Origin of the sequence: Amycolatopsis roodepoortensis (genome assembly GCF_014873915.1) — a bacterium.
Taxonomy (GTDB): domain Bacteria; phylum Actinomycetota; class Actinomycetes; order Mycobacteriales; family Pseudonocardiaceae; genus Amycolatopsis; species Amycolatopsis roodepoortensis.
Genome location: NZ_JADBEJ010000005.1, coordinates 765,219 through 778,560, shown reverse-complemented (window position 1 = coordinate 778,560; position 13,342 = coordinate 765,219). Strand labels below are relative to the sequence as shown.

General features: G+C 69.4%; 15 protein-coding genes. 11 read left to right on the top strand and 4 right to left on the bottom strand.

What is annotated here, in order from left to right:
* Positions 1-340 precede the first annotated feature (340 nt).
* The 3 genes from H4W30_RS23060 to H4W30_RS23050 all read left to right on the top strand — a co-directional run bounded on the left by H4W30_RS23060 (position 341) and on the right by H4W30_RS23050 (position 3,770).
* Positions 341-1,504, top strand: coding sequence for an epoxide hydrolase family protein (locus H4W30_RS23060; RefSeq protein ID WP_192744763.1), 1,164 nt, complete (start codon positions 341-343; stop codon positions 1,502-1,504).
* Between the two features lie 84 nt (positions 1,505-1,588).
* The gene (locus H4W30_RS23055; RefSeq protein ID WP_192744762.1) at positions 1,589-2,884 is read left to right on the top strand and encodes a choice-of-anchor B family protein; all 1,296 of its coding nucleotides are present in this window, start codon (positions 1,589-1,591) and stop codon (positions 2,882-2,884) included.
* 4 nt (positions 2,885-2,888) lie between these two features.
* The gene (locus H4W30_RS23050; RefSeq protein ID WP_192744761.1) at positions 2,889-3,770 is read left to right on the top strand and encodes a hypothetical protein; all 882 of its coding nucleotides are present in this window, start codon (positions 2,889-2,891) and stop codon (positions 3,768-3,770) included.
* 50 nt (positions 3,771-3,820) lie between these two features.
* Here H4W30_RS23050 and H4W30_RS23045 read toward each other — a convergent pair whose 3' ends face one another.
* Positions 3,821-4,459 carry a GntR family transcriptional regulator gene (locus H4W30_RS23045; protein ID WP_225950146.1) on the bottom strand — a complete coding sequence of 213 codons (639 nt, stop codon included), beginning with the start codon at positions 4,457-4,459 and terminating at the stop codon, positions 3,821-3,823.
* A 76-nt stretch (positions 4,460-4,535) separates the two neighbouring features.
* Between H4W30_RS23045 and H4W30_RS23040 the strand changes: the two genes are divergently transcribed.
* The 5 genes from H4W30_RS23040 (at position 4,536) to H4W30_RS23020 (ending at position 8,703) form a co-directional block, all read left to right on the top strand.
* A complete protein-coding gene (locus H4W30_RS23040) occupies positions 4,536-5,531 on the top strand; it encodes a YbhB/YbcL family Raf kinase inhibitor-like protein (RefSeq protein WP_192744759.1) in 996 nt (331 codons plus the stop codon).
* Between the two features lie 18 nt (positions 5,532-5,549).
* Positions 5,550-6,161 (top strand): SecDF P1 head subdomain-containing protein, encoded by a 612-nt coding sequence (locus H4W30_RS23035; RefSeq protein WP_192744758.1) that lies wholly within the window; start codon positions 5,550-5,552, stop codon positions 6,159-6,161.
* A 67-nt stretch (positions 6,162-6,228) separates the two neighbouring features.
* Positions 6,229-7,284, top strand: a complete 1,056-nt coding sequence (locus H4W30_RS23030; protein ID WP_192744757.1) for an LLM class flavin-dependent oxidoreductase — start codon at positions 6,229-6,231, stop codon at positions 7,282-7,284.
* Positions 7,285-7,294: 10 nt separating this feature from the next.
* Entirely contained in the window at positions 7,295-8,179 is an 885-nt protein-coding gene (locus H4W30_RS23025) for an AraC family transcriptional regulator (RefSeq protein WP_192744756.1), read from the top strand.
* Positions 8,180-8,238: 59 nt separating this feature from the next.
* Complete coding sequence (locus tag H4W30_RS23020) at positions 8,239-8,703, top strand: SRPBCC family protein (RefSeq protein WP_192744755.1); 465 nt, start codon at positions 8,239-8,241, stop codon at positions 8,701-8,703.
* A 7-nt stretch (positions 8,704-8,710) separates the two neighbouring features.
* Here H4W30_RS23020 and H4W30_RS23015 read toward each other — a convergent pair whose 3' ends face one another.
* Positions 8,711-9,673 (bottom strand): M64 family metallopeptidase, encoded by a 963-nt coding sequence (locus tag H4W30_RS23015; protein WP_192744754.1) that lies wholly within the window; start codon positions 9,671-9,673, stop codon positions 8,711-8,713.
* 93 nt (positions 9,674-9,766) lie between these two features.
* Between H4W30_RS23015 and H4W30_RS23010 the strand changes: the two genes are divergently transcribed.
* The 3 genes from H4W30_RS23010 to H4W30_RS23000 all read left to right on the top strand — a co-directional run bounded on the left by H4W30_RS23010 (position 9,767) and on the right by H4W30_RS23000 (position 11,848).
* Entirely contained in the window at positions 9,767-10,735 is a 969-nt protein-coding gene (locus H4W30_RS23010; protein ID WP_192744753.1) for a LysR family transcriptional regulator, read from the top strand.
* A gap of 74 nt (positions 10,736-10,809) precedes the next feature.
* Positions 10,810-11,562 (top strand): trypsin-like serine protease, encoded by a 753-nt coding sequence (locus tag H4W30_RS23005; protein ID WP_192744752.1) that lies wholly within the window; start codon positions 10,810-10,812, stop codon positions 11,560-11,562.
* A gap of 55 nt (positions 11,563-11,617) precedes the next feature.
* Positions 11,618-11,848, top strand: a complete 231-nt coding sequence (locus tag H4W30_RS23000; protein WP_192744751.1) for a hypothetical protein — start codon at positions 11,618-11,620, stop codon at positions 11,846-11,848.
* Here the strand turns inward: H4W30_RS23000 and H4W30_RS44255 are convergent.
* Positions 11,838-11,969, bottom strand: a complete 132-nt coding sequence (locus H4W30_RS44255) for a hypothetical protein (RefSeq protein ID WP_257487333.1) — start codon at positions 11,967-11,969, stop codon at positions 11,838-11,840. The two genes, H4W30_RS23000 and H4W30_RS44255, sit on opposite strands and share 11 nt — an antisense overlap.
* Before the next feature lie 311 nt (positions 11,970-12,280).
* Positions 12,281-13,279: a LuxR C-terminal-related transcriptional regulator gene (locus H4W30_RS22995; protein WP_192744750.1), complete on the bottom strand. Its 999-nt coding sequence runs from the start codon at positions 13,277-13,279 to the stop codon at positions 12,281-12,283.
* Positions 13,280-13,342 lie beyond the last annotated feature (63 nt).

The following is a 13,342-nucleotide window of genomic DNA, read 5'->3' as shown; positions in this document are numbered from 1 at the left end:
ATCTCCCTCGTGGCGACGGGAGCCCCGTGCCGGCCCGAGGACCTGCTCCGCGCTCAGAAGCTCACCAGTCACCCACCCAACGACACAGAGCTACCCCGATCACTGGAATCCACCAGTTCCACCGCATCGACTACTACGCACACGACCGTCTCCGGGGCGGGTTCACGGTGAGTGGATGGACGACACGCGTGCGGGGATGGACGACACGCGTGACTGGACAGCCGACACCCGCCGAGAACCGCACCCCGTCTCCCACGATGGGGGAGCTGCGCAATCCCTGACCGGCCAACGTCAATTCCGAGCATGGGAAACCTCGTGAACCGCCCGTAGTTTCGGCGCTGTGCCCGATATCGAACCCTTCACCATCCACGTTCCCGACCGTGAGCTTGCCGATCTCCACGCTCGCCTGGCCCGGGTACGCCTTCCCGAAACGGAGACGGTTCCCGACGCCACCCAGGGGATCGAGCTGGCCCGGCTGACGGCGTTGCTCCAGGAATGGCGAGGACACGACTGGCGGGCGAGGGAGATCCGGTGGAACACCATTCCCCACTACCGGATCCGGATCGACGGGCTGGACATCGGGTTCTGGCACGTCCGCTCGCCCGAGCGCACGGCGCTCCCGCTGATCCTGACCCACGGCTGGCCGGGTTCGATCCTCGAATTCGAGAAGGTGATCAGGCCGCTCAGCGATCCGGTGGCCCATGGTGGTTCCGCGAGCGACGCCTTCGACGTGGTCGTGCCTTCGTTGCCTGGCTTCGGTTTCAGCGAGCGGCCCAGCGAGCGCGGCTGGCATCCAGGCCGGACCGCCAAGGCGTGGGCGGGCTTGATGACCGCGCTCGGCTATCGGCGGTTCGGGGCCCACGGCGGGGATTGGGGTGCCGTCGTGAGCACGGAACTGGCGTGCCAGGTACCCGAGCGGGTCGTGGGCCTGCACCTGACGATGCCTTCCGCGTCGCCGTTGCCGGAGGACCGGGTGGCGCCGAGCGAGCCCGAACGCCGCATGCTGGACCGGCGTGATCTGCATCTGTCCGACGGATACGGCTTCGGAATGCTCATGGGCACGCGCCCGCAGACGCTCGGCTACTCCCTGCTCGATTCGCCGTCGGGGCTCGCCGCCTGGCTCGGTGAGAAGTTCGCCGCCTACGCCGACGACCGGCCGGAGTACGGCGGCGGGGTGAGCTTGGCGGAACAGGTCGACAACATCGCGCTGTACTGGCTCACCGGCACCGGCGCTTCGAGCGCTCGCTGGTACTGGGAGTCGATGCGATGGGTGCCGCGCAGTGCGGAGGAAGAGAACGCGCGACCGGTGACCGTGCCCACCGCGGTCTCGCTGTTCCCCGCCGACCCGTGGCCGACCGCGCGACGCTGGGCGGAGCGCCGCTACCGGAACCTGCACCGGTGGACCGAACTCGACCGCGGCGGGCACTTCCCGGGGCTCGAACAGCCGGACCTGCTGGTGACCGAAATCAGGGACGCATTTCGGGATCTGCCGGTAAACGGTTAAAAACCCCCGACATTCGGGGGGATACACCGGGAGCGGGTGCTCTTAACGTCGGAGGCCGACCGAAACCCGGTGAGGAGCACCTCCATGAAACTCGTGCGCATGATGGGGTTGGCCGTCCTGACGGCCTCCGCGTTGGTGTTTTCGATGACGGCGGCGTCCGCGCACGATCCCGAGACGGCGGAGGGACAGGCCGCGGCCCGGACCTTCCTCGCCGACCACGTCCCGGCGGAACGGCACGCCGTCACCGGCACCGCGGCGGGCGTCCCGTGCGTCAACGGCATGGCCGACAAGTACCCGTGCAAGAACGTCGACCTGCTCAGCGTGCTTCCGCTGTCCGGCCTCGGCGGCGGGAACGGCAACGACATCTGGGGCTGGACCGACCCGTCGTCCGGCAAGGAATACGCCATCGTCGGGCGAACCAACGGCACCGCGTTCGTCGACCTGAGCGTTCCGACCTCGCCGAAGTTCCTCGGCAACCTGCCCTCCAACGGCGGCAGCAGCTCGTGGCGGGACATGAAGGTGTACGAGAACCACGCGTTCATCGTGGCCGACTTCATCACCGGGCACGGGATGCAGGTGTTCGACCTGACCAGGCTGCGCACCGTCACCACACCACAGACCTTCACCGCCGACGCGCTGTACCGGGAATTCGGTCCCGCGCACAACATCGCCATCAACGAGGAGACCGGATTCGCCTACGCGATCGGCTCCAACACGTGCAGCGGCGGGCCGCATATCGTCAACATCCAGAACCCGAAGGCGCCGGCCAAGGCGGGCTGCGTGTCCCAGGACGGCTACACCCACGACACGCAGTGCGTCGTCTACCGCGGGCCGGACACGGCCTACAGCGGCCGGGAGATCTGCTTCAACGCCAACGAGGACACGCTCACCATCGTCGACGTCACCGACAAGGCCAGGCCGGTCCAGATCTCGCGTAAGGGCTACTCGGGCGCGCAGTACTCGCACCAGGGCTGGCTGACCGGCGACCAGCGCTACTTCCTGCTCGACGACGAACTGGACGAGTCCCGCGGCACGGACAAGCGCACGAAGACCTACGTCTGGGACCTGGCCAAGCTGTCCGCGCCCGTGCACACCGGCGTCTACAGCTCGCCCGCCACCGCGATCGACCACAACCAGTACATCAAGGGCCAGTACTCCTACCAGGCGAACTACCAGGCCGGTCTGCGCATCCTGGACGTCAGCGGGGTCGCGTCGGCGAAGCTGTCCGAGGTCGGCTACTTCGACATCTACCCGGCGGGCAACGCGGCGAACTTCAACGGCGCGTGGAGCAACTACCCGTACTTCTCCAGCGGCGTCGTCATCGTCAACGGCATCGAACAAGGCCTGGTCGTGGTGAAGCCGAACCTCGGCGGCAAGTGACGGCGTGCGCAAACCTCGGCTCACGGATTGGTTGTTCCTCGCGCTGGCGCTGGTGATCGGCGCGGCCGCGGTGTTCGTCGCGCTCCGGCCGGCACCCGGCTCCGCGCACTCTGCCCACCAGCAGCCCGTAGTTACGGCGGATCTGCTTCCCGCCGCGCACAGCGACGGGCTGTCGGAAGCGGAAAGCGGGTACCGGTTCGAACGGGTGACCACGCCCGCCGTCCGGGGGCCGGAGGTTCCGGTCGCGTTCCGGATCCTCGGGCCCGACGGGCGGCCGGTCACCCGTTTCCTGGACAACCAGACCAAACAGATGCACTTCTTCGCCGTGCGCGACGACATGAACGTCTTCCAGCACGTGCACCCGACACTGGACGGCGACACCTGGCACACGAGCCTCGCACTGACCGACGGCGGCGCCTACCGGATGTTCGCCGAGTTCGTGCCGCTCGACACCAAGGATCCGAAGCATCCGGTGGTGCTCGGTGTCCCGTTCACCGTGCCGGGTGACACCACCTTCGTGCCGGTGCCCGCTCCAGCGGGCGACACGGTGACGGCCACGGGTTACCGCGTGGCGCGGGTCGCCGGAGAGGCACCGATCCCGGCGATGCGGGCGCAAGTCCTCCGCTTCGCCATCCGCGGCCCCGATGGCGCGTTCGTCACCGCGGTCGACCCGCACCTGGGTGCCAACGGCCATATGACCGGATTCCACACCATGCTGTTGTCGGCCACGCATCTGCATCCGGTGCAGCCGCTCGGCGCGGCGCTCGCCGACGGCGAGCTGACCTTCCACTCGCTGTTTTCGGAACGCGGGGAGTATCGGCTGTTCCTCGAGTTCTCCCACGGCGGGCGCGTGCACACGGCCGCCATCACGGTCGCCGTGGGCTGACGCCGATCGACGACGTTCTGTGCGCGAGGAACACCCAATGCCGGTCCGGCTTACGACTCGTCGGTCAGGGCGGCCGCGGTCAGGGTCAGATGCCGGGTCAGCGCCTCGGCCGCCGCGTCGGCGTCGCGGGCCAGCGCCGTTTCCTCCAGCAGGCGATGTTCGGCGAGATGATCGCGGCCGGGGGAGCGGTGCGCCGCCCAGCGGCGAGCCAGTTCGCTCGCGGTCCACATCCGGTCGAAGGTCTCCAGCAGTATCGGGTTCCCGCAGCCGTCGAGCAGGGTCCGGTGGAAGACGCGATGGGCTTCCGACCAGGCGCCGCTGATGTACTCGCCTTCTTCGGGCACGAACGGCGGCGTGCGGCTCAGCCGGTGATGCGCGGCACGAACCCGGGCTTCCCAGTCGAGGTCGCCGCGCTCGATGGAGAGGCGCAGCACGAGCGGTTCGATGGTCCGGCGGGCCTCCGTGATCTCCTGCCAGCGACGGTCGGAGAAGGCCGGGACGGCGAAACCGCGGTTGGGGAGCCGGTCGGCGAGGCCGTCGCCGACCACGCGTACGAGAGCCTCGCGGACGACCGCCAGGCTCACGCCGTGTTCCTTGGCGAGGTCCTGCGGTTTGAGCGGGGCGCCGGGGGCGTGGTCGCCGCGCATGATCGCGTCCCGCAGGCGCGTGTACACCTGCTCGGAGAGCATCTGCTTGTCCGGTGAAGCCATCCGTGGAGCATAGACGAACCCTCAGATAATCGATTATCTGTGTTATGGTCGATTTATGAACGATCCCTTCGCGAGGCTGCCCGAGGTGGCCTCCTTCGCCGTCACCAGTACTTCCGTTGCCGACGGCGCCGCCTGGGCACCCGGACAATGGGCCGGAAAGGACGTCTCGCCCCAGCTGAGCTGGAGCGGCGCCCCGCTCGGCACCAAGAGCTACGCCGTCACCGTCTACGACCCTGACGCCCCGACCGGTTCCGGTTTCTGGCATTGGGCGGTCGCGGACATCCCCGCCGCCGTCGCGGAGTTGCCCGAAGGCGCCGGCGACGACACCGGCTCCGGGCTTCCCGAAGGCGCCTTCCAGGTGCCGAACGACGCCCGTCTGGCCCGTTTCCTCGGGGCCGCGCCGCCTGCCGGGCACGGCGTGCACCGCTACTTCGTCGTGGTGCATGCCCTCGACGTCGAGTCGCTCGGCGTCCCGGCCGACTGCACGCCCGCGTTCCTCGGCTTCACCATCTCCCAGCACGTACTCGGTCGCGCGGTCCTGGTCGCCACGGCGGAAACCCCCGGTCCCGAACGGATCGAGGTCTCGCGGCTCGTCCCGGCTCCCGCCGAGGACATATTCGCGGTCTTGAGCGACCCGAAGGGCCATGTCGACATCGACGCGTCGGGAATGCTCCTCGACGCGGAAGGGGACCGGGTCGAGCGCGTGGGCGACCGGTTCGTGGTGCACATGGACCGGGAAGCGCTCGGTGACGTGCCCTTGGGCAAGTACGACGTCGAGGTCGTGATCACCACTCTCGTCCCGGACGAGGAGATCGCCTGGACCGTCGAGGGGCGGGTCCGCCCGCATGCCCGGCACATCTACGGCTACCGGCTGGAGCCCGCCGAGGGCGGCACGCTTGTGACGTCCTATTACGACTGGTCGGAGGTCGGCGAGGAATGGAAGGAGCGCATCACCTTCCCTGTTGTCCCCGAGTCCGCGCTCAAGGCCACGCTCGGGATTCTCGAGCGGACCGTGCGGCGTCGAGCCGTTTCGCCAACGCGCGGGCACTGAACACGGCAGAATGCCTCCGTGCGGAACATCCTCGTAGCGGTCGCCCTCGTCCTGCTCGGTGTCACCGGATGCCAGGGCGGGGTTTCCGGCCAAGCCGAGCCCGAAGGCGACAGTTTCGCGATCAAGGACGGGTCGCGGCTGCGGTTCCGCCCGGTCCTGACGGAGTTCCCGCCTGGTCCGGCGACCGGCGCGGCGACCGACCGGCAGAGCACCGATCCCGCGCAGCAGCAGGCCGCCGCGGCGGCACTGGACTGCTCGGCGGCAACGGATCCGCTGGACGGCCGTGACGATCCGGCGCTCCCGCTGGTCAGCTGTGACCGGGAACAGGGAACCAAGTACCTGCTCGGCCCGGCCTTCCTCACCGGGGCCGACCTCAGCCGCGCGAACGCCCGGCTCGATTCGCAGTCGGGTGGCCCGCTCGTCGGGCTCAGCTTCACCGACGCGGGCGCGCGGACGTGGGCCGACTGGACCGCGGGGAACGTCGGCAAGCAGGTCGCGATGGTGCTGAAGAGCCGGGTGCTGACCGCGCCGATGATCCAGTCCGCCATCACCGGCGGGGAAACCCAGATCACCGGCAAATTCACCATGGACGACGCCCGCCGGCTGGCGCGCGACATCGCCGGCGCCTGACCCGGCCACCCCGGAATACGATCACCGGACCCGACGTTTGAGCGTTCAACTACTTGAGGAGTTGGACATGGGTTACGAGATCCTGGGCACCCCGCAGCGGCCGACCTTCGGCCTGGACACGTTCGGCGACGTCGAGAACGGCGCGGACGGCCAGCCGGTGAGCCAGGCCGAGGCCATCCGCCAGGTCGTGGCCGAGGGCGTCCTCGCCGACCAGGTGGGCGTGGACTACTTCGGCGTCGGCGAGCACCACCGCGCCGAGATGGCGGTGTCCTCGCCGGACGTCGTGCTGGCCGCGATCGCGGGGCAAACCGAACGGATCCGGCTGGGCACGGCGGTCACGGTGCTCAGCTCGGACGACCCGGTGCGCGTGTACGAGCGGTTCGCCACGCTGGACGCCGTTTCCCGGGGACGCGCCGAGGTCACGCTCGGCCGGGGCTCGTTCACCGAGTCGTTCCCGCTTTTCGGCTACTCGCTTGAGGATTACGAAGCGCTCTTCGCCGAGAAGCTCGACCTCTTCACGCATCTGCAAGGAGAGAAGCCGGTCGACTGGTCCGGGACCGTCCGCCCGGCGCTGGAAGGCGCGCAGGCGTTCCCGGTCACCGAATCGGGCAGTCTGCCCGCGTGGGTCGGTGTCGGCGGCACCCCGCAGTCGGTCGTCCGCGCGGCCGCGTACGGCCTGCCGCTGGTGATGGCCGTGATCGGCGGGTCTCCGGAGCGGTTCGCCCCGCTCGCGGACCTGTACCGGCGCGCGGTGAAGGAGGCGGGACACCAGGAGCTGCCGATCTCGATGCACAGCCCAGGCCACGTCGCCGAGACCGACGAACTCGCCGTCGCACAGCACTTTTCGCATCACCAGGCCGCTTTCGCCAAGATCGGTGCCGAACGGGGCTGGGGCCCGATGTCCAGGGCCGACTACGACGCCATGGCCGGGCCGCGCGGCGCGCTGTTCGTCGGCTCCCCGGAAACCGTCGCGCGGAAGATCGCGTGGGCGGTGCGGGCACTCGGCCTGTCGCGGTTCCAGCTCAAATACAGCGTCGGCTCGCTTCCGCACGAGCAGCGCCTGAACTCGATCCGGCTGTACGGCGAGCAGGTCGTCCCGCGCGTGAAGGAGCTGCTCGGCTAGCCTCGAAGACGTGGTGTTCGATTCCGAGCGATTCGACCTTCAGCCGTACACCGGTTTCGACATGTCCCGCTATGTCCGGCGGACCTATTGCAGCTGGGAGGACTCCGGCTGGGAGTCGTTGCTCGTCCAGCGATTCGACCACGTTCCCGTCGCCGAGGACATGCGGCTGCCCGGCGTCGCGGATCTGCATCTGGTCCTGCCGCTTTCGGGGCGGGCGGAGATGGAGACCCGCGGCGCGGGCCGGTGGGACCGCCATCCCTGGGGACGGCTGGAACTGGCCGTTCCCGGCTTGCCGCTGCAGCGCCGTTACCGCGGTGACGAGGCGATGCGAAGCCTGCAGGTGCACATTCCGGGCACCACGGTGGAATCGGTGGCCGCGCGGCTGGGTGGCCGCGCGGTGGACCACGAGGCGATGGCCGCGTCCGTGGCCGGGGGAGACCCGCTGCTCGACGAGCTGGTCCGTGCGGTCGGGAACGCCAGGGAGGAAGACGACCTCTACGCCGAATCCGCGGCCGCCTTCCTCGCCGTGCATCTGCTCACCCGCCACGCGCGGAAGCCGGAGCCGCCGAGCGGGGGACGAGAGGATCACCGCGTCCGTGCCGCGATCGCGTTGATGCGTGAGCGGCTGGCCGAACCGCTCAGCGTCGCCGGAATCGCCGGGGAAGTGCATTTGAGCGTCTATCACTTCATCCGGGTCTTCAAGGAGAAGACCGGCCAGACCCCGCACCGCTTTCTCGCCGGGCTGCGGATCGAGGAAGCGCGAAGGCTGCTTCGCGACACCGATCTCCCGATCGCCCGGATCGCGGGAAGATGCGGGTTCGCCACCCCGGGCGCCTTGTCGGCGGCTTTCCTGAAACACACCGGAACGCGTCCGTCGGAGTACCGCAATTCCTGATCGCCGCCCCGCAATCCGGCGCATGGTGGGCCCGTCTGCCCGTTCCTAGGGTGAAGCGTGTGAGTAGCTCTGGAACGCAGTCGTACGACGTCACCGCCGAATCGACGGCGCCGCCCGCCGCGGTGTGGGCACTGTTGCTGGACGCCCGCAGCTGGCCGGTCTGGTCACGGGTGGGTTCACTGGAAGCCGCCGCGTCGCAAGGACTTTCCGCCGACGGACGCGACGGCGTCGGCGCGGTGCGGGCCTTCCGGACCGGCAAGACGGTCACCAAGGAGCGGATCACCGCCCTCGACCCCGAACGGCGGTTCTCCTACGAAGGCGTGGACGTCCCGGTCATGCTCGATTACCAGGCCTCGGTCGATCTGTGCGAAACACCCGGCGGCGGGACCCGGATCCGCTGGCACGGAACGTATCGCGTCGGCAAGGGCAACGCGTGGATCTTCCGCTGGTACCTCCGCCGCTTCATGCGCGACATGGCGACCGGGCTCGCCGAGCACGCCGGCGGCCCGGCCGGGAGGCCATGACGGGGGATCAGTGCCGATGGGCGGCTTCGCGATGGAAGCCCGCGATCATCGCTTCGGTGCTCGGCGGGTTGAAGGGCTGCCCGAGCGTGCGCATGAGCGAGTTCACGCTGGGGCGGTACATCCCGGTCTTGCAGTAGCGCGAACCCTCGAAGACGCCGACCGTGCCGCCGTCCGGGGAGGGCTTGCCGAGCCAGGCGTACCACTTGGCGCGGCGGTCCTTCATCTGCTGGGCCGTGAGCGCGGAAGCGTTGGGCTCCCGGGGTTCGCGGGCGTCGCAGGTGCCGTAGTCGTACTCGTCGGCGAGCCCGCCGATGGAGTGCCCGAGTTCGTGGGCGACGATCTGGCTGGCCTGGATGTTGCCGCCCGAAGAGGTCGCGACGCCGCCACCGGCACCGCCGTACTTCGTGGTGTTCGCCAGCATGATGACCTGGTCGACGTCCGGCGCGGCCGCGGCGTACTGGTTCGCCTTGGTTTCGTTGACGCACAACAGCCGTTCGATGCCGCCGCACCAGAAGTACGAGCCCAGCGCGGTGTTGCGCCGGATGCCCTGGGTCGGGTCGTTGGTGATCCCGGACTGCGATGACACCACGTCGACCTGCCAGAGGTTGAACTGCTTGCGGTAGCTCTTGTACGGCTCGATGGCGAACAGCGCCGCGATGCTGTTGCGGACGTGCTGCGAGTACGTGCCCAGCTGGGTCGAGGTGTAGCCGTCACCGACGAAGACCAGGTCGAACGTGGTCTCGCTCGGGCCGTTGGTCTCGATCGGGGTCACCGCGGCGGCGCTCGCGATCTGCTGCGGCGCGGCGGTTCGGTCCGAAGCGGGCCGGGTGACGTCCACCCGGGTGATGGTTCCTCCTGGTTCGAAGGCCTCCATCGATGTCGTGAATCCCGGTGCCGCGGAGGCTGTCGCGGGAACGAACCCGGTGACGAGAGCGGCGGTCAGCGCGACCATCAGGCAGGCGCGTCGCATGCGTACTCCTTGCGGGGAGGAGGGGGAGTACGAAAAACGATCCCGACTTTCGACGGCTTCCGGCACATCCCAAGTGGCCATAAGGTCCGCGTGATGGACGTCGAGTTACGTCACCTGCGAGTGGTGTGCGCCGTCGCCGACGCGGGCAGCATCACGCGCGCGGCGATCGGGCTCGGGAGCACGCAGCCCGCCTTGACCGCCGCCCTGCAACGGATCGAGCGCGCGTTCGGGGGAACCTTGTTCGTCCGCGGGCGGGACGGGGTCTTCCCGACGGCGTTCGGTGAGTGCGTGCTCGGCCGTGCCCGCGCCGTCCTCGCGGCGGCGGACACGATGCACCGGGACGCGGCGCGTTTCCTGGCGGACGGCGAAAAGCGTGCGGTCGCGCTGGGTGGGATCGGTGGTTCGATGGTCGTCGAGCTGGCGGACCGGCTCGGTGATTCCCGCCGTGGGCAAGCAGTTTCGGTGACCACCGAGTTCTCGCCCTTGCGGTTGCTGGATCTCGTGGCCGGTGGGCAACTCGACGCCGCCGTGGTCGCCGACTACCCCGGGCACGTCCTGCCGTCCGCTCCCGGCGTGGCGTGGCGGCCGCTGGCCACGCAACCGGTGTTCGTGGCGATCGCCGCGGACCATCCGGCCGCGCACCGGCCCGAGATCGACCTCGCCGACCTGGCCGGGGAGCGGTGGGTGCTCGGGCCGTCCGACGGTGCCGGCTGGCCGGAGTGCTTCGAGGAAGCCTGTGCCCAGGCGGGATTCCGGCCGCAGGTGGCGCATCGGAGCACCGAGTTGCGGCCCCTGCAACGCCTGATCGCCGCGGGCCGGGCGATTTCCCCATGCCAGGTCACCTTTCCCGCCTCACCCGGGATCGCGATCCGGCCGCTCGCGGGGGATCCGCTGTGGATGCGGTATCTGATCGCCTGGAGCACGGAAGGTGCCTTCGGCGCGGACAGCGATGGCTTGATCGCCGCGGCCGAAGCGGCCTACCGCTCCGACACCGAAAGCAGTCACCCCTACCGGCGTTGGCTCGAACGTCGCGAACAACCCGCCCGGCGTGCCATCGGGTGACACCTGGTCGGGGAATTCCCCTTGTCGCGCAGGGGTCTTAGCCTCGGATCACCTCCTCGACGAAGGGTAAGAAATTGCGTCTGCGCGCCCTGCTGGCCGCTGCTGTCCTGACCATCACCACCGCTCCGGCCGCGCTCGCCGCGCCGGACGTCGCCCACGGCACCGATGTCCCACCAGGGCAGTTCGGGTTCGTCGCGAAGATCGCGATGACGAAGATCCCACGCCCGGACGGCTCGACCTACAGCAGCTACTGCACGGGTGCGCTGGTCGCGCCCGGCTGGGTCGTCACCACCGGGCACTGCTTCCACGACGCGCACCGCAAACGCGTCGCGGGCAAGGTGCCGTATCCGACCTTGGTGACGCTGGGCCTCGTCGACGAGGCGATCGAGTCAGGTGTGGCCCGCAAGGCGACCGAAGTGCTGCAGGCGAAGGAAAACGACGTCGCGCTCATCAAACTGGACACTCCGGTGACGACGGTGACCCCGCTGACGGTGAACCGCGTTCTCCCGAAGATCGGCCAGCAGCTGACGCTGGCGGGGTGGGGCAGCCTGACCGCCAAGAACCCCGTCCCGGTCACCCGGATGCAGCAGGGCACGGTGCAGGTGGCGACGGTGGCTCCGACGACGATCGGCGTCCGCGGCGCGGCGCCCTCGATCACGACCAGTGCTTGCACGTATGACTCGGGTGCGCCGTACTTCGTCCCGGAAGGCAAGAGCGGCGCCTTGGTCTCGATCGAGGCCACCGGGCCGGACTGCCCGCACGCCGGGATCGAGACGACCTCGCGCGCCGATGTCATCGCGGACTGGATCGCCACTCGAACGGGCTAACCGGCCGTTTCGTCCGGTGGCGGACCGGGTAGTGGCGTGGGCAGGAGGTAGTGCGATGACGAGTATTCGAATGACCGCGCCTCCGGCGCCGCCCAACCCCATGCCGCCGGATCCTGGTATCCCCGACCCCGGCATTCCCGAACCGGTGCCGGACCCGGGCAGGCCGGAGCCGGTCCCGGATCCCGGGGTGCCCGAACGCGTCCCCGATCCGGGGCCGGACCGCCCGATCCCCGAGCCCGAGAGCCCGCCGGAAGCCCAGCCGGGACCGGCGGGACTCAGAGGGTGAACGCGAGCCAGAGCGCGAGCCAGGCACAGGCCGCGACCGCGACGACGACCGCGACCACCCGCAGGCCCGCGGTGGCGATCCGGAGCGACGCGGTGCCGGTGTGGTGTCGGTGATTCCCCATGATTCCGCCCTCCTTCCCACCTCACCATCCGCTCTCGGCGTCCTTGCCGCCACCTGGGTGACCCCGTCCGGGTGAGCCCGCGTTTCGTCCTCTGGATGCGGTCGTTCGTATCGCCGACTACCGCATCCAGAGGACGAAATGCGGGAGTTCAGAACCAGCCGTTGTGCACGACCACCCGCACCGACCCTGGCCGCTGGCGCCCGTGTCGCGAAAGCCACTTTCGGGACATCAGACGTCGCGAAAGTGGCTTTCGCGACACGGGCGACTGGCGGAAGCCCGTGAAGGCCGGCATAGCGCGATGAGCCGGGAGTTCAGAACCAATCGTTGTGCGCGGCGAAGACGCCCAGCTGGAACCGGCTGGACACGCCCGCGCGGTCCATCAGGTTCTCGAGATAGCGGAACAGGGTGCGCCTGCTGACGCCGAGTTCGGCGGCGATCTCGTCGTCCTTGCGCCCGGCGGCGAGCAGGAGCAGCAGTTCCCGTTCGACCGGCCGGATCGGCTGCTCGGCCGTCCGAGCGTGCCGGTCCAGCGGGAGGGCGGCCGCCCAGGAGGTTTCGAACAGTCCTTCCAGCGCCGAGAAAAGGCTGCAGGGACGCACGATGACGATGGACTGGTTGCGATCCGCCTCACGGATGGTCAGCGCGATGGTCGCCGCACGGTCGTCGAACAACGTCAGTTTCACCGGGAGCTCGGGCAGCAGGCGGGCCTGTTCGCCGGCCCGCAGGCACGGCAGGATGTTCGCGGCGAGGTAGCCGGGATCGCCGAGCGACGCTCCACTGTAGACACACCGGTAGGTGATCCCGCGCCGCAGTTGCTCCTCCTCCAGGAGATTCCGGCGGCCACCGGTGAAGTAGGGCGGGGAGTCGAGACGGCGCACCTGATGCCGCACCGTGGTCGCGAGATGCTGGAGCCGGGGGATGATGGCATCGCCGGTGACCACTTCGAGCAGGTCCTGCGCGTCCGGCATCCCCGAATGCGCGCGCCGGAAGGCGCGGTACGCGGTCTGGACCGCGAGCCGCGCGTCGTGCAGTTCGGCCTGCCGTCGCGTGGTCAGCGCGGTGAGCGCTTCGCTGGGGTTCGCGGGGAGATACTCGGATCCGTCCACTCCGGACGGCACGGCGAGCCCCGTGTCCGCGAGTTCTTTCAGTGCCAGGTGGACGGTCTCCGCGTCGCCCTCCCGCCAGGCGAGCTCCCCGGCGGTGACAGGGGCGCTTTCGAGCATCCGCCGGTAGATCCGGGCGGCGGTCTCGCCGATGCCCAGCCTGGTCAGCTGCGCGTCGAGCCCGTCCGGGGAAATCGTCGATGCCACTTTCCACCTGCCTCTCAGCGGTCCGGGAGCGGTGGTGCGGCCGCTCCCGGACCGGTTCGCCGA